Here is an 18,848-nt window from a genome sequence, read left to right on the forward strand (position 1 = left end):
GACCGCCTTCGCGCCGGGTCCCTACCCCCTCCATGCCCAAAGAAGGGAGAACCGCCATGTGCCCGGACTGCGAGGACTTCGCCCGGACCGTGCTCCTCCTCGGTCAACTCGCCCTGTACGCCGACATGGCCGGCGCCGACCTCGACTTCGCGGACGCCGTCAGCTCGTCGCTCGCCGCGTCGCTGCCGGAGCCGCCGCAGGGCACGTTCCCGGATGACTCCGACCCCGCTGAGGACTCCTGATGGGCACCCGGCACGGTCCCCGGATCGACGCGGTGTTGATCCAGGCGGTCATCGCCGGAGCCCTCTCCTTCGCCCACCTGCACGACCTCGCCGCCGCAGCCGGACAGGACGGCTGGAAGGCATGGGCCTACCCGGTCAGCGTCGACCTCCTCCTTGTCGCCGCCTGGCGTCGACTGCGCAGTGAGGGACCGTCCCGGCTGGCCTGGTGCTGGTTCCTGGTCGCCCTGTTCGCCTCGCTCGGTGCCAACGTCGCCACCGCCGGGTTTCTCGACCTGGCCGACCCGCCCGCCCCGCTCCGCCTCGGCATCGCCGGATGGCCTGCGCTCGCCTTCCTCGGCGGCACCCTCCTCGCGCACTCGTCGGGGAAGTCGGAGCCGGTTCCGCCGGCCACCGTCGCGGACGCGCAGGACATCGGGCCCGTCCCTGCGCCTGACGCCGTCCCGGCCCCGCCCCCGGATGAGGAAGCCAGTACGCCTCCGGCCCTGCCCTCGCCCCCGGCTCCGCAGGTCCCCGCCGCACTGGTCGACCACGCCCGCAAGGTCGCCGACGAGTACCGCACGCGCACCGGCTCTCCGATCGACACCGACACCCTCCGCTCACGCCTCGGCGTCCCGCCCCACCTCGCCGACGCCATCGCCGCCCACCTCAACTGACCGCAAAGGAGAACCGAGATGACCAACCACCCCGCCGACCTGACCGTGGCCGACTACCTCGACGGAGCGCGGGACATGGCCGCGGCCGGACGCCCCTTCCTCGCCCACCTGCTCGCCGAGGAAGCCGCACGACGCGTCGACGCCCCGGCCACCGCCCGCAGCATCCGCGCCCAGTACCCCGATCCCGCGACCGACAGGGACTGACCGGCATGCCCGCCCGCGACAGCTTCCACTCCGTGATGCGTATCGGCCCCGTGCAGATCGGCACCCACCGCGACCGCACCGGCCGCACCGCCCACGCCGCCGTCTGCACCGCCGACCGCTGCGGCTGGTCCGCCGACTACTCCAGCCGGACCGCCGCCCAACTCGCCGCCCGCACCCACCGCTGCACCGTCCGTTAGGAGACAGCGTCCATGGACGTCCCCCTCTGGTTCGCCCTGCTGGCCGTCGGCTACCTCGGTATCAAGCTCTTCCGCCCGCCGCTGTGGCTGATCTGCGTGCTCCTCCTTGGCGGCTACCTCCTCGCCGACAGCCTTTTCGCCTCCGTCATCGATACCGCCGTCAAGTAACCCGCACCCGGGAGAGGAGAACCAACCATGTTCCAGCCCAAGATCCCGACCATGCCCCAGCCCACCGGCCTGGTCACCCCGCCCGCCGTCATCCAGCCGACCACCATCACCCCGGGTACGCCTGGCCCGGTACCCGCTGCCGCCCCGGCGCCTTCCCGGTCGGTCTTCCAGCTCGCCCCCGGCACCGCGCTCGCGCTCGTCGGCGCCGGCACCGCCGTCGTCCTGGTCGTGGGCGCCGTCCTGGTCTCGCTGCTCCTGGCGGTCGCCGTCACCAGCGCATCGGTCGCCGTCTGCGCGGTCGTCCTGCGCTCCCTGATCGCCTCGGACGCCAAACGCCGCTGACCGGCCCCCGGGCGGCCTCGATACCGCCAAGCATCCGCCGCCTGGGAGCCATCCCCACCGATCGAACTCGCAACCGGAAGGAACCCCCAGCATGGCCCACCGGGCCTCAGCCTCGACACAGAAACCGTCCATGCCCGCTCCAACGCTCGACCCGGCCGTCCTCGGGGACGTCCTCCGCGTGGCCTCGGCCTCCGACTACACCCGCTGGGAAGACCAGATCCGCCGCACTGGCGGCTGCGCCGACCCCGTCCACCTGAGCGGCTGGGTAACCCACAAGGACAAGACCAGCGGCGAGACCCTGCACCGCTACTCCACCGCGTACGAGCCGGGTGGACGCCTCCGTATCGCCTGCGGCAACCGCCGCGCCTCCCGCTGCCCCTCCTGCGCCTGGACCTACGCGGGCGACACCTACCACCTGATCCGCGCCGGCCTCGCCGGAGACGACCGCCGCGACATCCCCGCCACCGTCCGCGACCACCCGCGCGTCTTCGCGACCCTCACCGCCCCATCGTTTGGCCCGGTCCACAACCGCCCCGACCGTGGCACCTGCCGCTGCGGAACCCCGCACGCCACCGACGCCCCGGACCTCGGCACCGCCCTCGATCCGGACTCCTACGACTACGCGGGCGCCGTGCTCTTCAACAACCAGGCCGGTCAGCTCTGGCAGCGCTTCACCACCCGACTCCGCCGCGAACTCGCCATCCACGCCGGCATCCCACGCCGTGAGCTGGGTGATCATCTCCGCGTCTCCTTCGGCAAGGTCGCCGAATTTCAGAAGCGTGGGGCCCTCCACTTCCACTCCGTCATACGCCTCGACGGCCCGGCGGGCCCCGGCACACCGCCGCCCGCCTGGGCCACGGTCGACGCCCTCACCGACGCGATACGAGCCGCCGCCGCGCACTCGTACACCTCGGTCTCGGTCCCGGCTGCCGGTGACCAGCCGTCCCGGACGTTCCGTTGGGGCCGACAGCTCGACGTCCGCCCGGTCAAAGCCTTCGGCGACGGTTCCGACGTCACCGAACAGGCAGTCGCCTCGTACGTGGCCAAGTACGCCACCAAAGCCGCCGAGAACACCGGCACCCTGGACCGCCGCATCGGCGAACTCGCCGAACTCGAACGCCACCGCGTTCCCGATCACACCCGTCGACTCATCACCGCATGCCGTGAGCTGGACAGCCTCTATCCGGACCGGCGCCTCTGGGCCTGGGCGCACATGCTCGGCTTTCGCGGCCACTTCTCGTCCAAGTCCCGCACCTACTCCACCACCCTCGGCGCCCTCCGCCAGGAACGCGCCGACTACCGGGCTTCACAGGAAGCGACCGTCCTCGGCCTGGCCGACCGTGAACCGGACACCGTCCTCGTCCTGGCGGACTGGCAGTACGTCGGCCACGGGCACACCCCCGGCGAAGGAGCTCTCGCCGCCACCATCGCCCGTGACCTTCAGAGCAACCGTGAGACCGCCCGCGACGCACTGAAGGAGCGCACTGCCGACGAGAGGGAGTGGTGACCGTGCCGGACCGCCTGCTCACCGTGAATCAGGTCGCCGAACGCCTCGGCACCGGCCTCCGCTTCCCTCGCCGGCTCATCGAGGAACGCCGCATCACGTTCGTCAAGGTCGGCCGACACGTCCGCATCCCCGAAAGTGCCGTGGAGGAGTACGTCAGTGCGCACACGGTGGCGCCGATCGTCTTGCGGCCCGCCTCGGCGTACCCGTACCGGAGGGCTGCCTGATGGCCGCGAAGCGTAAGTCCCGACGCGCCTTCGGTCGGATCCGGAAGCTGCCGTCCGGCCGGTTCCAGGCTCGGTATCCGGGGCCTGACGGCGTGCTGCGTGCCGCCGATCAGACGTTCGCGACAACGACGGACGCCGATCGCTGGCTGGCACGGAAGCGAATCGAGATGGAGGAGGGCCGCTGGCTCGACCCCACCGAGGGGAAGACCACCGTCCGCGACTGGTCGGCACGATGGCTTACCGCTGTCTCCCCGCAGCTCAAGCACAAGACACAGGCGTCGTACCGGTCTCTGATCAACTCGCTGATCGTTCCGGCTCTCGGTGATCGTGAGCTGTCCAGCCTTCGGCCGATCACCGTCGTGGAATGGGTCGGCGCGATGAAGACCCGTGGTCTCAGCGCATCGCGGATCAGGCAGGCCTACCGGGTGCTCTCGCAGATCATGCGGGCGGCCGTCGACAACGAGATGATCGGGCAGACCCCGTGCAGGGGCGTGAAGCTGCCTCGGATGCCGCAGACCGAGCCGCACATCCTCACCCCGCTGGAAGCCTCACGAATTGTGCGGAGCGCGACGAAACCGCATGACCTGCTGATCTCCTTGCTCGCCTACGCGGGTCTGCGGGTCGGTGAGGCGTTCGCGTTGCGGCGAGCGGACATCGATGTGTCCGGCGGCCTGGTCGTCGACGAGAACCTGGCCGAAGCGAATGGCACCCTCGTCTTCGACACCCCCAAGTCCCATCAGAAGCGGGTCCTGCGGATCGGGCCGTCACTCGCGGCGCGGATCGGCCGGCACCTGGAGACGCTGCCTGGCGGGGAGGACGCTCTCCTCTTCGTCACGCCTGGCGGCAAGCCCCTGCGTTACAACCAGTGGCGCAAGGCGTACTTCGATCCCGCCGTGGCGGCGGCCGGGCTCACTGACGTCACGCCGCACGATCTCCGCGCCTCGCACGGGACGTGGGTGGCCGACCGGTACGGCGTGATGACCGCCGCTCACCGGCTCGGGCACTCGAACGCGAGCGTGACCACTCGGCACTACGCCCGGCCGGTCGCCGGTCGTGATGACCAGGTTGCTGCTGCTGCGGACGAGTGGCTTTACAAGGGCTGACAGCAAGTGGAAGGGGCGCCTCCATGGGGAGACACCCCTTCCCTCGGTTCCTCTACCTCGCCTCAGGTTTGGCGAACGATGCGATCACTAGCGGGTCTTGATCCACAGTGCGATCAGACTTACGACGGTGGTTCCCGCACCGTAGGACGCTCCTCGGAGGACCTGCAGCGCGGCAATCCTGCGGTGCCGAGTGATCCAGTGCAGTACTCGTCGTGCCGACTCGGCGGCACGCCTATACGGGACCCGCCTGGGCTGCCTATCATTCATGAATCGTGATTTCTCCGTTCCCAGCTAGCGGATGAGGGAAGCACGCGCGGAGAGCCCCACCGACCTATGGTTTGGACGCCCGGGTCGATACAGGGGCTCTCTTTGCGTTCGCCACGTAGTGACACGGCCCGCTGAGAGCCAACTAGCTGCTCTCGGAGGGTCGTTCGTCGTCGCGTATGGAGAAGTAGACCGCTTCCTGCGGGCGGATACAAACCCTTCTGGAAAGTTTTTTTTGATTCCACGATATCTATCGGGTCACAATCGTTGCTTCTCAGGTTGCGATGGCCTAGTGCCTTGATTCGTGCTGGTGTTGTGCCGCTTCCGCCTGCCGATGCCCGTACGGACTTACGTATGCCTTCTGTATGGCGCTTCAGTGTTCTGGTTGGGCTTCGTTGTGGCGGCGATTCCAGCTCCAGACCTACGGTTTGTAGGAATCTCAACGTTCGCGTTGGGGCGTGGTGTACTGCCGCTTCGGCTGAGTCTTCGGAGGTGTAGCGCCTGCCCAGGTCGCTAGTGTGATGCGCCAGAAATTCTGAGGGTTAGTTCTGCTCTGTCTTCTGGCCGGTGGTTCCGACCTTGGTGAGGTAGTCGGCGAGAGAGTTGAGGATCTCGTCGGCTGTCTTGGTCCAGGTGAAGGGCCGCGGGTTCTCGTTCCAGGTATCAATCCACGCAGTGATGTCGTCCTCCAGGGCTTTCACGGACCTGTGGACGCCGCGGCGGATGAGTTTGTCGGTCAGCAGGCCGAACCACCGCTCCACCTGGTTCATCCAAGAGGAGCCGGTGGGGGTGAAATGGACGTGGAAGCGGGGGTGTTTGCCGAGCCATGTCCGGACCTCGGCGGTGTTGTGGGTGGCGTAGTTGTCACAGACGAGATGCACGTCGAGTCCGGCGGGCACCGCCTTGTCGATCCGTATCAAAAACTTCTTGAACTCGATCGCCCGGTGGCGGCGGTGCAGTGCCGATATGACGGTGCCGTCGGCGATGTTGAAGGCGGCGAACAGGCTGGTGATGCCGTGCCGGTAGTAGTCGTGGGTGCGGCGTTCGGGCATGCCCGGCATCATCGGCAGCACCGGCTGGGACCGGTCCAGCGCCTGGATCTGGCTCTTCTCGTCCACGCAGAGCACGACCGCCTTTTCGGGCGGGTGGTGGTACAGGCCGACAACGTCGACGACCTTCGCGACGAACTGCGGATCGGTGGACAGCTTGAAGGAGTCCTGCAGGTGGGGCTTGAGGTCGAACCGTTTCCAGATTCGCCCGATCGTCGACTTCGACAGGCCGGTGCGCTGGGCCATCGAGGCCCGCGACCAGTGCGTGTCCTGGCCCGGGGCCGACTCCAGGGTGGCCACGACGACCTCCTCGACCTGGTCGAGGAGGATCGAAGGCGGCCGGCCCGAGCGCGGCTCGTCATGCAGACCATCGAGGCGCTTCGCGATGAACCGGGCCCGCCAGCGGTCCACGGTCGACCTGTCGATGCCGAGGTCGGCCGCAGCCTGCTGGTTCGTACCGCCCTCCGCACAGCGCAGCACGATCTTGGCTCGCAACGCGAGGAACTGGGCGGTCTTGGCCCGCCGCGCCCACTGCTGTAGCTGCCTGCGCTCAGCATCGTCGAGGATCAGGTCGGCCTTCGGCCGGCCAATCCAGCCGGCGTCCTCAAGACCGGCCATCCGCTCCGCCGCGAAAGCCCGACGCCACTTGCCGACCGTCTTGGCCTGGACACCCACGAGCCGTGCGACACCCGCGTTCGACATGCCGTCAGCACACGCCAGGATGATGCGAGCCTTCTCAGCCGAGCGCCGGTGCGGCACCTCTGTCCGACGCAACAACTCGGCACGCTCGGCCTCGGACAACGCGATCGCCACAGCAGAAGGCCCCGAATGCGACATGACAACAGGGTACTTACTAACTCTCAGAACTTCTGGCGCATCACACTAGTGCTCTGACCGGGAAGGTTCGCCGGGTTGGCGGTTGGAACGGTTGGATAGGCGGTGACGTCCGTTCCGATCCCTGGAGGTGTGGTGGCTGAGCCTGTGCGGACGCGCAGACTGACCGACCAGGAGGGGCAGAAGCTGCAGCAGATCGTGCGCCGGGGAAGTACAAGTTCGGTGCGCTATCGGCGGGCGATGATGCTGCTCGCGTCCGCCGGCGGGAACCGTGTCCCGGTGATTGCCCAGCTGGTCCAGGCCGACGAGGACACGGTGCGGAACGTGATCCACCGGTTCAACGAGATCGGCCTGGCCTGCCTGGACCCTCGATGGGCGGGAGGCCGTCCCCGCCTGCTCGCCTCTGACGACGAGGACTTCGTCGTCCAGACGGCCACCACCCGACCCGCCAAGCTAGGCCAGCCCTTCACTCGCTGGTCGCTCCGTAAACTCGCCGCCTACCTGCGCCGCGTGCACGGACGCGTCATCCGCATCGGCCGTGAAGCCTTACGGTGCCTGCTCTTGCGCCGTGGCGTCACTTTCCAGCGCACCAAGACCTGGAAGGAGTCGCCCGACCCCGAGCGCGACGCCAAGCTCGACCGCATCGAGCACGTGCTGAAGCACTTCCCGGACCGAGCCTTCGCCTTCGACGAGTTCGGGCCCCTCGGGATTAGGCCGATCGGAGGCTCCTGCTGGGCGAAGCAGGGCAAACCCAACCGTTTGCCGGCGACCTACCGTCGCACCCACGGCGTGACCTACTTCCACGGCTGCTACTCCGTTGGCGACGACCGGTTGTGGGGCGTCAACCGCCGCCGCAAAGGCACCATCAACTCGCTGGCCGCGCTGAAGTCGATCCGTGCCGCCCGACCTGACGGCGCCCCGATCTACATCATCCTGGACAACCTTTCCGCCCACACCGGCGCGGACATCCGCCGGTGGGCGATGAAGAACAAGGTCGAGCTGTGCTTCACCCCGACCTACGCGTCCTGGGCCAACCCGATCGAGGCGCACTTCGGCCCGCTGCGGCAGTTCACCCTGGCGAATTCGAACCACCGGAGCCACCCCGCGCAGACCCGGGCCCTGCATGCCTACCTGCGCTGGCGCAACGCCAACGCCCGACATCCTCAAGTCCTCGCTGCGCAACGCAAGGAACGCGCCCGCATTCGCAGCGAGAAGAGCGTTCGCTGGGGCGGCAGACCAGCCCTCGCGGCGTAAATCAGGAACGGTTCAAACCTTCTTGGCTATAGGTGGCGTGCCGCAACAACCGCTGAACTGGTGGGAGTTGTGAGCACTTCAGTGGCGTCCAGGGCTGGATGAGTGAGGTAGAACAGGCGGAGTTCATCCACTTCGCCGCCGAAACGAGGCGGCCAATGGGGCGATGGGGTGAAGTCGTCCAGGATGAGAAGGCCACCGGGAGCAAGCAGTTCGACGACCCCCTCGGGGTCGTCACGCTTGCCTCCGCCGTCGCAGAAGAAGACATCGAAGGGGGCGTGCTGCTCAAGCAGCCTCCAGTCCCCAGTGAGGACGCTGACGCGGTCGTCGTCCGCGAAGACACCAGCCGCTCGACGGGCCAGCTCCTCGTCACGCTCTGCGGTAATTAGGCGGGCACCGGCGGCAAGCCCACTGTGCAGCCAGGCGGTACCCACGCCTGAGCCGGTGCCGCTCTCCGCAATGACTCCGTGGGGTTTCGCAGCAGCGGCCAGCCTGAGCAACCTGCCCACCTCCGGGACGCAACTCTTCTTGAAGCCCGCCTCGGAGGCGACCCGCTCCGCGGCCACCACGTGAGGCGGAACCGCACGCTCTGCCATGATCACGAATCCCCCTTCATCGTGAGCATGACGCTATCCGCCAGCAGAGGCGTCTGTACGGAGTTTCACCTATCCAGACCCGGCGAACCTTCCCGGTCAGAGCACTAGTCATTGACGCTCGCATAGGAGTGCCCGCGCGTTGATTCGCGGAAGGGATGTCGGAAGCGTTGGGCGACGGGAGGCTTCCGGAGCTCTGAGGGTGTCGTCGAAGGGGCACGCAGAGGGCACGACAACCTTGATGGTGACTCCCTCGGGGCGCCCGTACAGGCCTGACCTGCGGCGGAGGCTAGAAGGGGCCGAACCGCCAAAAGGTCTTGAAAACCGTCGTGGCAGCGATGTCACCGTGGGTTCAAATCCCACACCCACCGCCAGGTCAGAGAAACAGCAGGTCACAGGGCGGGTCTCCGGTTCGGAGGCCCGCCCTGTGCGTGTGCTGCGGGTGCCTGCGGGCGGTGTTGACCTGCGGTACGGGCATGAGCGGACCGGAATCATCCGCCACGGCGGACTCGCTCCCCCCGGCCGACGACTCGAACTCCGCCCGCCACCGGGGCCGGTGGCGGGCCACGAGCAGGGGACCGCGCTCATCGGAAACGGCGTGGCGACAGAGGCTGGACCCTGTGCGGGTGGTTCCACGGGTGAACGGTACTCATCGTGGGGGCTCGCAGCGGGTGCGGGTGCGGGTGAGGCGGGCGGCGGAGGCGATGGTGGCCCGGGCCTCGTGTTCGGGGAGGCCGGTGCCGATGGCGGCCCGGGTGAGGGCGTCGGCCAACGTGTCGCCGAAGCCGTGTTCGTAGGCGCGGCAGGCCGCCCAGAAGAGCCGGGTGTTGCGCTGGCCCTCGTCCGCGGCCAGGACGAACTGGACCAGTCCGCGGCCCTGGTCGCGATGGCCGTGATCGGAACGGGTTCCGTCGGGACGGCCGTGGTGGTGCCGTGGGCGGGCCGGAGGCGTCAGCAGGTGGAGCAGGGCGCTCGGGCAGGGTGCGGGCGGGAGGCTGCCGGTGCCGGGTACGAGGCGGTAGGTGCCGTGGGCGGTGACCGAGCCGGGGCCGACCAGGTAGCCGCCGGAGCCGCGGATGTCGATGCCGGGGGCGAGGCGGCCGGCGGAGTTCGGTACGGCCACGCCGGGCGGGCCGGACAGCCAGAGGTGGTGGCCGCCCGAGGGGGTGAGCACCGTGACGGTCGGCGGGAGGGTGAACAGGTGCTGCAGGGCCAGTTGTCGCAGGGCCGCCACGGAGTCGGTCCGGCCGGCGGCATCGATGTCGAGGTCGATGCCGATGAGGTGGTGCGGGGCGCGTCCGCAGGCGATGCCGTAGCCGGTGGCCCAGGGGGCGGCGGCGAAGAGGGCGCGGACGGCGGTGGGGTCGGTGGTGGCGTCGTGGACGCCGTGTCCGGGACGGCCGCAGGCGCCCCGGCAGCCGGACGAAGGGTTCTCGTCGCGGTGCGGGGAGCGCAGGGCGGGGAGTTTGGCGGCGGACAGCGGGATGACGGGGAGCCCGTGCTCGGCGGCGGAGAGCGCGTGGGCCAGGGCCAGGGTGGCGGTTCGCCGGTCGATGGTGGCCATGGTTCCATGTTCGTACGGATGTTCGAATAAGGGAAGAGGGTGGGGGTGTGAGGGGGTGGTCGGGACTCGGTGGCGGAACGCTTCTCCTCCCGTGGGGCGCGGGCTCGCTTCATGAACCGGGCTGACCTGGGAGTTTGTGTGATCTGGGCGTTTATCTTCGCTTCCTCATGCTTGCGAGGGAATCGGATCGCGTGGGTGGTTCGCCGGTGCGGTGCTGGGCAACTTTGATCTCGCGACGTCGTGACCATCGCCGGGGCGGTCGGCCAACTGCCCGGGTTCAGCCTTACTTTCGGTTCCTGGAGGAATAGACATGGCAAGCATCCGTACCGCTCGTGCCCTCGCCGTTGTTGCCGCCCTGCCTCTTGCCGCCGTTCTCCTCGGCGGTGTGGCCCAGGCCGACAACGGCTCGTTCGCGAACGACGGATCGAACGCGGGAGTGGCCACGATCAGCGGCAGCGGGGTCGGTGGGGACAACTTCGGTAACGCGTCCACCTCGCAGCAGCAGGCCACCGGCTCCGGGGCGTCGAACCAGAGCAACTCCGCCCAGGTCAACGGCTCGACGTTCACCGACATCGACCAGTCCACGCACAACCTGGCGGTGAACTTCACCAACCTCTGGTGATCCGGTGCCTGCCGCGGTCCGGTCGGGGGGTCGGGCCGCGGTTGGGGGAGCGACGGCCTGCGTGTCGCCACTGCGGTGGCGGACGCGGGCCGTTGGACCTTCGGGACCGGGTGAGGAATGGGGGCCGAGCAGGAGTCCGGGGAGGCCGGGGCTGGTGTTGAGGGGGCGGGAGCGGAGGTGGGTGGGGAATCCGGGCGCGGGTCCGGCCGTCCGGTGCCTTGACAGGGGAACGGAATCTGACGGACAGTCAGAAACCCTGATCCTCGTGCCCGTTCCCGGGAGGCAGTCGACGTGCATCTGGCCCCGACCGAGCGCCAGCAGGAGCTGCGCGCCGAACTCCGTGCCTACTTCGGTGAAGTCATGCCCGCAGGCGGCGGGCACGCCGGCCCCGCCTCCCCGGATCCGGGCCCGGACGCGCAGCGGCGGCTGCTGCGTCGCATCGGGGCCGACGGGATGCTCGGTCTCGGCTGGCCCGTCGAGTACGGGGGGCAGGGGCGCGGCGCGGACGAACAGTTCGTGTTCTTCGACGAGGCCTACCGGGCCGGCGCCCCGGTCTCCATGGTCACCCTGAACACGGTCGGTCCGACACTCATGAAGTACGGAACGGAGGCCCAGAAGGAGTACTTCCTGCCGCGCATCCTGGCGGGCGAGCTCGTCTTCGCCATCGGCTACAGCGAGCCGGAGGCCGGTACCGACCTCGCTGCGCTGCGCACCCGGGCCGTACGCGACGGCGACTCCTGGGTCATCGACGGGCAGAAGATCTTCACCAGCAACGCGCAGAACGCGGACTGGATATGGCTTGCCTGCCGTACGGATCCGGACGCGCCCAAGCACCGGGGCATCTCGATCGTTCTCGTGCCCACGGACGCGCCCGGCTTCAGCTGGACGCCCATCGACACGGTGGGCGGGCTGACCACGACCGCCACCTACTACGACGGTGTGCGCGTGCCCGTGACCGCGCTCGTTGGCGCGGAGAACGGCGGCTGGGGGTTGATCACCAACCAGCTGAACCATGAACGGGTGGCGCTCGCCGCGATCGGCATGCAGGCCGAGGACTTCTACGAAGCGGCGCTCGCCTTCGCCCGTACTCCCGATCCCATGACGGGGAGGCGGCCGGCCGACGAGCCGTGGGTCCGCTCGCGGCTGGCCGAGGCGCATGCCCGGCTCGCGGCGACGCGCCTACTCAACTGGCGCCTGGTGGGGGCCGTGGGAGCGGGAGCGCTGGCCCCCGGCGATGCGAGCGGCGTGAAGTTCGCCGGGACCGAAAGCGCTGTGGAGGTGTATCGCATGTGCCAGGAGGTCACGGGCGATGCCGGGTCGGTCCGCAGCGGTTCGCCCGGCGCCTTCGGGGACGGGGAGCTGGAGCGGATGAACAGGGCGGCGCAGATCAACACCTTCGGGGGCGGGGTGAGCGAGGTGCAGCGGGAGATCGTCGCGACGATGCGGCTCGGAATGAAGAGGGGGAAACGGTGACGGCCGGGCAGGGCGTTCCGGACGAGCTGTACGAGCGGCTCAGGGCGTACGAGGGCCGGGCGGCGGCCACTGCGGGCATCGGCAAGGACCGGGTGAACGAGCCGATGATCAGGCACTGGTGCGAGGCGATGGGGGACACGCACCCCGCCTACGGCGGACCCGATGCCGTCGCCCCGCCGACGATGCTCCAGGCGTGGACGATGGGCGGACTGTCCGGGCACACGGACCGGAGCGGGGCCTACGACGAACTCCTCGGGCTCCTCGACGGGGCCGGATACACCTCCGTGGTCGCGACCGACTGCGAGCAGGAGTATCTGCGGCCCCTGCGACCCGGGGACCGGATCACCTTCGACGCGGTGATAGAGGCGGTGTCGGAGCGCAAGACGACGAAACTGGGGACGGGCTATTTCGTCACCACACGCATGGACGTCAGGGCGCAGGAAGAACTCGCCGGGACGCATCGCTTCCGCATCCTCAAATACCGGCCCGCCAAGCCGAAGCCGAGGCAGAAGACCACCCCCGAGCCCGGGAGCGAAACCGCGGGAACGGAAACGGGAACGGAAACGGAAACGGGAGGGGGAAAGGGGCAAGGGAACGCGCTGCGTTCCAGGCCGGTGATCAACCGGGACAACGCCGGATTCTGGGAGGGCGTCGCCTCCCACCGGCTGCTGATCCAGCGTTGCACCGCGTGCGAGGCACTCCGCTTCCCCTGGCTGCCCGGATGCAACGCCTGTGGGTCGCCCGACTGGGACACGGTCGAGGCATTGGGTGAGGGCACCGTCTTCAGCCATGTCGTGATGCACCACCCGTCCTTCCCCGCCTTCAGCGAAGACGGGGAGGGCGGGCCGTATGCCGTGGCGCTGATCGAGCTCGCGGAGGGGGTCCGGATGGTCAGCAACGTCATCGGGGTGCCCTGCGACAAGGTGCGGGTGGGCATGCCGGTGCGGCTGGAGTTCCTTCGTACGGACCCTGAGCTGGTCCTTCCGGTCTTCCGGGGAAGTGAGGGCTGACATGGATTTCACGCCGAGCGAGGAACAGGCCGCGGCGCAGGGGCTGGCGGCCCGGATCTTCGGTGATCTGTCCACGCATGAACGCCTGGTCCAGGCCGGCAGCGGTACGGACGCCGGGCTCTGGAAGGAGATCTGCGCGGCCGGACTGCCCGGCGCAGCGGAGGAGACCGGGCTCCTCGGGCTGGTGCTGCTCGCGGAGGAGCAGGGCCGGACGACCGCGCAGGTGCCGTTCGTGGCGAGCTGTGTGTACGGGATCCTCGCCGTCGCCGAGCACGGTACGGACGAACAGCGCGAGCGCCTGCTGCCCTCGTTCCGGGACGGGACGGCGGTGGCGGCAGGGGCGTTCCCGGCCGGCGGCACGGTGCACGCGGTGGCGGACACGGGCGCGGACGCCGAGGCGGGCGGCCGGCTGAACGGCAGTGTCCCGCTGGTTCCGTGGCTGCGGGACGCCACCCATGTCCTGGTCGCGGCTGCGGACCGGAGCCTGTGGATCGTGCGGACCGCGGGCCCGGGAGTGGTGACGGAATCCGTGGAGACCACGGCCCCATGGTCGGCGGGGCGGCTCGCCCTGGACGGGGCGCCCGCGGAGCGGCTGGGCGGCTCGGGGGCGTACGAGGAGGTGCTGGCCGGCGCCCGGACGGCGTTCGCCGGAGTGCAGGCAGGGGTGTGCGCCGGTTCGCTGGCCCGCGCGGTCGAACACACCGGAGCCCGCGAGCAGTTCGGGCGTCCGCTCTCGACGAATCAGGCGGTGCTGTTGCGGGCCGCCGACGCGTACATGGACACCGAGGCGATACGCGTCACGGCGTACGAGGCGGCATGGCGGCACGATGAAGGGCTGCCCTACGCGGAACAGGCGCTGACGAGCGCGTGGTGGGCGTCCGAGGCCGGAAGGCGGGTCGTCCACGCAGGTCAGCATCTGCACGGCGGCACGGGCGCCGATCTCGACCATCCCGTGCACCGCCACTTCCTCTGGGGGCGTCAGCTCGACGCCCATCTCGGCGGCAGCGGCGCGGTACTTCAGGAACTCGGCGAACTGCTGGTGAAGGAGGGACCGGAGTGAGGGCCGGTGAGGAACTTGCGCCGCTGGAGATCGCGGTGACCCGCACGCTGATCGTGGCAGGCGCGCTCGCCTCCCGCGACTACCAGGACGTCCACCACGACGCGGAACTGGCACGGGAGAAGGGGTCCCCGGACATCTTCATGAACATCCTGACGACCAACGGCCTGGTCGGGCGGTACGTCACCGACCGGTTCGGGCCCTCGGCCGTGCTCAGGCGGGTCGCCATCAGGCTCGGCGCCCCCAACTACCCGGGCGACACCATGGTGCTGAGCGGCACGGTCACCGCAGTGGGCGACGACGGTACGGCCGAGGTGGCGGTTGTCGGCGTCAACGGGATCGGCAGACACGTGACGGGCACGGTGACCGTCGCCGTTCCGGAGGGGGCCGCATGAGCGTGCGCAGAGCCGATTCGCTCGGTGGGAAGGCGGCGGTGGCCGGGATCGGGGCGACCGAGTTCTCCAAGGACTCCGGCCGCAGCGAACTCAAACTGGCCGTCGAGGCGGTGCACGCCGCGCTCGACGACGCGGGTCTCGCGCCCGCCGACGTCGACGGACTGGTCACCTTCACCATGGACACCAGCCCCGAGATCACCGTCGCCCAGGCGGCCGGCATCGGTGAGCTGTCGTTCTTCTCGCGCATCCACTACGGCGGCGGGGCGGCCTGCGCCACCGTCCAGCAGGCGGCTCTCGCCGTCGCCTGCGGGGTAGCGGACGTGGTCGTCTGTTACCGGGCGTTCAACGAGCGGTCGGGGCGCCGCTTCGGTTCCGGCGTGCAGCAGCGGGAGCCCACGGCCGAGGGGACCGCGCTCGGCTGGAACCTGCCCTTCGGGCTGCTCACCCCCGCCTCCTGGGTGGCCATGGCGGCTCAGCGCTATCTGCACGCGTACGGGCTGACGCCGGAGGCCTTCGGCCATGTCGCGGTCACCGACCGGCGCCATGCCGCCAACAACCCGGCGGCGTACTTCTACGGGAAGCCGATCACCCTCGCCGACCATGCCGCCTCCCGGTGGATCGTCGAGCCCCTGCGGCTGCTCGACTGTTGTCAGGAGACCGACGGCGGGCAGGCGATCGTCGTCACCAGCGCCGAACGGGCCCGAGACCTGCGGCAGCCGCCCGCGGTGATCGTCGCGGCGGCCCAGGGCGCCGGACGGGCACAGGAGCAGATGACGAGCTTCTACCGCGACGATCTGACGGGGCTGCCGGAGATGGGCGTCGTCGCCCGCCAGCTGTGGCGCAACTCGGGGCTGGCCCCCTCGGACATCGACGTGGCGATCCTGTACGACCACTTCACCCCGTTCGTGCTGATGCAACTGGAGGAGTTCGGCTTCTGCGGACCGGGTGAAGCCGCGGACTTCGTGGCCGCCGACGCCCTGCCTCTGAACACCCATGGCGGTCAGCTGGGCGAGGCGTACCTGCACGGGATGAACGGCATCGCGGAGGCGGTCCGCCAGATCCGGGGTACGTCGGTGAACCAGATACCCGGAGCGGCCACCTCCCTGGTCACGGCAGGCACGGGGGTGCCGACCTCGGGCCTCGTGCTGGGCCAGGCAGGGTGAAGGGCTCCGACCCTGCTCCGGCCCTGCCCCACCGTGGGAAGGCCGGGGCCGGCCGGGTGGTCTCGGGGGGACCCTGAGCTCAGAAGGAGCGCCACCTCCACCTACAGGAGGTGGAGGTGGCCCCAGTCCTACACCCTGAGGCGGACGTCGTTTCGGGACCTGGGGGCGATCCCCGCGGCGGCGTCCGCTCCTAGCGTGGAGTTATGACCACGCCAGTCTGCACGGTCGCCTCCAGGGGAGCCGCTGCCACCACCCAGGCCGTCCCGCGGAGCCAGGCCGTCCCGCGCGCCCACGCTGCCATGCGCACCCCGGCCACCGCGCGACCGACGTACGGCGCGCGTGCACCGCACGTTCCGTATCCGTCGTTCACGTCCTTCGTGAAGGCCCGCGGGCCGGTGCTGCTGCGGGCCGCCCGCTCGCTCACCGCGAATCCCAGCGACGCCGAGGACCTGCTGCAGACCGCGCTGACCAAGACGTACGTCGCCTGGGAGCGGATTGAGGACCACCGGGCACTCGACGGCTATGTCCGCAGAGCTCTGCTGAACACCCGGACCTCGCAGTGGCGCAAGCGCAAGGTCGACGAGTTCGCCTGCGACGAACTGCCGGAGCAGGAGGCCGTACCGGGGCCCGACCCGGCCGAGCGGCAGACGCTGCACGACGCGATGTGGCGCGCCGTGCTGAAGCTCCCCGACCGCCAGCGGGCCATGGTCGTCCTGCGCTACTACGAGGACCTCAGCGAGGCCCAGACCGCCGAGGTGCTCGGGGTGTCCATCGGCACGGTCAAGAGCGCGGTGTCCCGGGCGCTCGGCAAGCTGCGCGAGGACCCGGAGCTGGCCCCCGTCCGGTGACGCGTCCGGTGACGCGCAGGTCCGTCGCCGGGGTTGCACGCCCGCCCCTTGGGCTGCACGCCCGCCCCCGGGCTGCCCGCCCCCGGGCATGGCGTCACAGGCCAAATGCCACAGGCGTCGTGAGTGCCACGACCAGCACGCCACGACCAGCACGCCACGACCATGCATGCCACGACCATGCGTGCGGCGAGCATGCACGCAGCGAGCATGCCGAGAAGCGTCCGTCGGCCTGTCCGGCTGGAGTGAAATTGCCCGGCGACACCGATTCGTTCCCTCGGGAGTAGTGACATACCGCTTGGTATGTGCGCAGAATCAGCGGACCCTTACTGCCGCGTAGCGCCCACCGGGAGGACGCCGTGCTCAGCACCATGCAGGACGTACCGCTGACTGTCACCCGCATCCTGACCCATGGGATGACCATCCACGGGAAGTCGCAGGTCACGACCTGGACCGGAGAGCCCGAGCCGCACCGGCGCAGCTTCGCCGAGATCGGCCGGAGGGCCACCCAGCTCGCCCACGCCCTGCACGACGAGCTCGGCATCGACGGGGACCAGAGGGTCGCGACCCTCATGTGGAACAACTCGGAGCACGTGGAGGCGTACCTCGCCATCCCGTCGATGGGCGCCGTCCTCCACACCCTCAACCTCCGGCTCCCCGCCGAGCAGCTGGTCTGGATCGTCAAGCACGCCGACGACAAGGTCGTCCTCGTCAACGGCTCCCTGCTGCCGCTCCTCGCCCCGCTGCTCCCCCAGCTGACGTCGCTGGAGCACGTGGTCGTCTCGGGCCCCGGTGACCGCTCCGTCCTGGACGGGGCCGCGGTACGGGTGCACGACTACGAGGAGCTGATCGCCGGCCGTCCCACCACCTACGACTGGCCCGAGCTGGACGAACGCCAGGCCGCCGCCATGTGCTACACCTCCGGCACCACGGGGGACCCCAAGGGCGTCGTCTACTCCCACCGTTCGATCTACCTGCACTCCATGCAGGTCAACATGTCCGAGTCGATGGGACTGACGGACAGGGACACCAGCCTGGTGGTCGTGCCGCAGTTCCACGTCAACGCCTGGGGCCTGCCGCACGCCACGTTCATGTCCGGCGTCAACATGCTGATGCCGGACCGCTTCCTGCAGCCCGCCCCGCTCGCGGACATGATCGAGCGCGAGCGTCCGACCCACGCCGCCGCCGTCCCCACCATCTGGCAGGGCCTGCTGGCCGAGGTCACCGCGAACCCCCGCGACCTCACCTCGATGGCCAACGTCACCATCGGCGGCGCCGCCTGTCCGCCCGCTCTCATGGAGGCGTACGACAAGCTCGGCGTCCGGCTCTGCCACGCCTGGGGCATGACGGAGACCTCGCCGCTCGGCACCATGGCCAACCCGCCCGCCGGGCTGACCGAGGAGGAGGAGTGGCCCTACCGCGTCACGCAGGGCCGCTTCCCGGCAGGCGTGGAGGCGCGGCTGACCGGCCCCACCGGCGAGCACCTGCCCTGGGACGGCGAGTCGGCCGGTGAGCTGGAGGTACGCGGTGCCTGGATCGCCGGCGCGTACTACGGCGGCGCCGACGGCCAGGCGCTGCGGCCCGAGGACAAGTTCAGCGAGGACGGCTGGCTGAAGACCGGCGATGTCGGTGTGATCAGTGAGGACGGCTTCCTCACGCTCACGGACCGGGCCAAGGACGTCATCAAGTCCGGTGGCGAATGGATCTCCAGCGTCGAGCTGGAGAACGCGCTGATGGCGCACCCGGATGTCGCCGAGGCCGCGGTCGTGGCCGTCCCCGACGACAAGTGGGGCGAGCGTCCGCTCGCGACCGTCGTCCTCAAGGAGGCCGCCACCGCCGACTACGAGGCGCTGAAGGCGTTCCTCGCCGAGTCGGGCATCGCCAGGTGGCAGCTGCCGGAGCGCTGGTCGGTCATCGCGTCCGTGCCGAAGACGAGCGTCGGGAAGTTCGACAAGAAGGTGATCCGCAAGCAGTACGCGGCGGGCGAGCTGGACATCACCCAGCTCTGAGCCGGGCGGTGCGGCGGAACGCGAAGACGACGAGGGCGGTACGGGAGTGATCCCGTACCGCCCTCGTCCGTGTGTGCCG

Annotated in this window: 21 protein-coding genes; 18 read left to right on the forward strand and 3 right to left on the reverse strand. The window is 69.6% G+C overall.

Going from position 1 to position 18,848, the window contains the following annotated elements; translation table 11 throughout:
• Window positions 1-56 precede the first annotated feature (56 nt).
• The 9 genes from OG446_RS19020 (at window position 57) to OG446_RS19060 (ending at window position 4,640) form a co-directional block, all read left to right on the forward strand.
• Complete coding sequence (locus OG446_RS19020; protein WP_328895174.1) at window positions 57-242, forward strand: hypothetical protein; 186 nt, start codon at window positions 57-59, stop codon at window positions 240-242.
• A complete protein-coding gene (locus OG446_RS19025; RefSeq protein WP_328895175.1) occupies window positions 242-895 on the forward strand; it encodes a DUF2637 domain-containing protein in 654 nt (217 codons plus the stop codon). The genes OG446_RS19020 and OG446_RS19025 overlap by 1 nt, the downstream gene beginning before the upstream one ends.
• Window positions 896-913: 18 nt before the next feature.
• A complete protein-coding gene (locus OG446_RS19030; protein WP_328895176.1) occupies window positions 914-1,099 on the forward strand; it encodes a hypothetical protein in 186 nt (61 codons plus the stop codon).
• Between the two features lie 5 nt (window positions 1,100-1,104).
• Entirely contained in the window at window positions 1,105-1,296 is a 192-nt protein-coding gene (locus OG446_RS19035) for a mobile element transfer protein (RefSeq protein WP_003967784.1), read from the forward strand.
• Window positions 1,297-1,308: 12 nt separating this feature from the next.
• Window positions 1,309-1,464 (forward strand): hypothetical protein, encoded by a 156-nt coding sequence (locus OG446_RS19040; protein WP_328895177.1) that lies wholly within the window; start codon window positions 1,309-1,311, stop codon window positions 1,462-1,464.
• A gap of 27 nt (window positions 1,465-1,491) precedes the next feature.
• Window positions 1,492-1,806: a SpdD-like protein gene (locus OG446_RS19045; RefSeq protein WP_328895178.1), complete on the forward strand. Its 315-nt coding sequence runs from the start codon at window positions 1,492-1,494 to the stop codon at window positions 1,804-1,806.
• Between the two features lie 91 nt (window positions 1,807-1,897).
• Window positions 1,898-3,313 carry a replication initiator protein RepSA gene (gene repSA / locus OG446_RS19050; protein WP_328895179.1) on the forward strand — a complete coding sequence of 472 codons (1,416 nt, stop codon included), beginning with the start codon at window positions 1,898-1,900 and terminating at the stop codon, window positions 3,311-3,313.
• A gap of 2 nt (window positions 3,314-3,315) precedes the next feature.
• Window positions 3,316-3,537, forward strand: a complete 222-nt coding sequence (locus OG446_RS19055; RefSeq protein WP_443050164.1) for a helix-turn-helix domain-containing protein — start codon at window positions 3,316-3,318, stop codon at window positions 3,535-3,537.
• A complete protein-coding gene (locus OG446_RS19060; RefSeq protein ID WP_328895181.1) occupies window positions 3,537-4,640 on the forward strand; it encodes a tyrosine-type recombinase/integrase in 1,104 nt (367 codons plus the stop codon). Before OG446_RS19055 ends, OG446_RS19060 begins: the two co-directional genes overlap by 1 nt.
• 806 nt (window positions 4,641-5,446) lie before the next feature.
• Here the strand turns inward: OG446_RS19060 and OG446_RS19065 are convergent.
• Window positions 5,447-6,766 carry an IS630 family transposase gene (locus tag OG446_RS19065; protein ID WP_328898339.1) on the reverse strand — a complete coding sequence of 440 codons (1,320 nt, stop codon included), beginning with the start codon at window positions 6,764-6,766 and terminating at the stop codon, window positions 5,447-5,449.
• Window positions 6,767-6,922: 156 nt separating this feature from the next.
• Here OG446_RS19065 and OG446_RS19070 point away from each other — a divergent pair, with 156 nt between their 5' ends.
• Window positions 6,923-8,041 (forward strand): IS630 family transposase, encoded by a 1,119-nt coding sequence (locus OG446_RS19070; protein WP_328895182.1) that lies wholly within the window; start codon window positions 6,923-6,925, stop codon window positions 8,039-8,041.
• Between the two features lie 26 nt (window positions 8,042-8,067).
• On the opposite strand, the gene OG446_RS19075 is transcribed toward OG446_RS19070, so the two are convergent.
• Together OG446_RS19075 and OG446_RS19080 are read right to left on the reverse strand one after the other, a co-directional pair.
• Entirely contained in the window at window positions 8,068-8,640 is a 573-nt protein-coding gene (locus tag OG446_RS19075) for an O-methyltransferase (protein WP_328895183.1), read from the reverse strand.
• A 640-nt stretch (window positions 8,641-9,280) separates the two neighbouring features.
• Window positions 9,281-10,195: a bifunctional DNA primase/polymerase gene (locus tag OG446_RS19080; RefSeq protein ID WP_328895184.1), complete on the reverse strand. Its 915-nt coding sequence runs from the start codon at window positions 10,193-10,195 to the stop codon at window positions 9,281-9,283.
• A 310-nt stretch (window positions 10,196-10,505) separates the two neighbouring features.
• Here OG446_RS19080 and OG446_RS19085 point away from each other — a divergent pair, with 310 nt between their 5' ends.
• The 8 genes from OG446_RS19085 (at window position 10,506) to OG446_RS19120 (ending at window position 18,769) form a co-directional block, all read left to right on the forward strand.
• Window positions 10,506-10,817: a hypothetical protein gene (locus tag OG446_RS19085; RefSeq protein ID WP_328895185.1), complete on the forward strand. Its 312-nt coding sequence runs from the start codon at window positions 10,506-10,508 to the stop codon at window positions 10,815-10,817.
• Between the two features lie 291 nt (window positions 10,818-11,108).
• Window positions 11,109-12,290 (forward strand): acyl-CoA dehydrogenase family protein, encoded by a 1,182-nt coding sequence (locus OG446_RS19090; RefSeq protein WP_328895186.1) that lies wholly within the window; start codon window positions 11,109-11,111, stop codon window positions 12,288-12,290.
• Window positions 12,287-13,300: a bifunctional MaoC family dehydratase N-terminal/OB-fold nucleic acid binding domain-containing protein gene (locus OG446_RS19095; protein WP_328895187.1), complete on the forward strand. Its 1,014-nt coding sequence runs from the start codon at window positions 12,287-12,289 to the stop codon at window positions 13,298-13,300. Before OG446_RS19090 ends, OG446_RS19095 begins: the two co-directional genes overlap by 4 nt.
• Window position 13,301: 1 nt before the next feature.
• A complete protein-coding gene (locus OG446_RS19100) occupies window positions 13,302-14,360 on the forward strand; it encodes an acyl-CoA dehydrogenase family protein (protein ID WP_328895188.1) in 1,059 nt (352 codons plus the stop codon).
• Complete coding sequence (locus OG446_RS19105) at window positions 14,357-14,752, forward strand: MaoC family dehydratase (RefSeq protein ID WP_328895189.1); 396 nt, start codon at window positions 14,357-14,359, stop codon at window positions 14,750-14,752. The genes OG446_RS19100 and OG446_RS19105 overlap by 4 nt, the downstream gene beginning before the upstream one ends.
• Complete coding sequence (locus OG446_RS19110) at window positions 14,749-15,915, forward strand: lipid-transfer protein (protein WP_328895190.1); 1,167 nt, start codon at window positions 14,749-14,751, stop codon at window positions 15,913-15,915. The genes OG446_RS19105 and OG446_RS19110 overlap by 4 nt, the downstream gene beginning before the upstream one ends.
• A gap of 203 nt (window positions 15,916-16,118) precedes the next feature.
• Window positions 16,119-16,763, forward strand: coding sequence for a SigE family RNA polymerase sigma factor (locus OG446_RS19115; protein WP_328895191.1), 645 nt, complete (start codon window positions 16,119-16,121; stop codon window positions 16,761-16,763).
• Between the two features lie 356 nt (window positions 16,764-17,119).
• Window positions 17,120-18,769: a long-chain fatty acid--CoA ligase gene (locus OG446_RS19120; RefSeq protein WP_328895192.1), complete on the forward strand. Its 1,650-nt coding sequence runs from the start codon at window positions 17,120-17,122 to the stop codon at window positions 18,767-18,769.
• Window positions 18,770-18,848 lie beyond the last annotated feature (79 nt).

It is taken from the genome of Streptomyces sp. NBC_00236 (assembly GCF_036195045.1).
Lineage (GTDB): Bacteria > Actinomycetota > Actinomycetes > Streptomycetales > Streptomycetaceae > Streptomyces.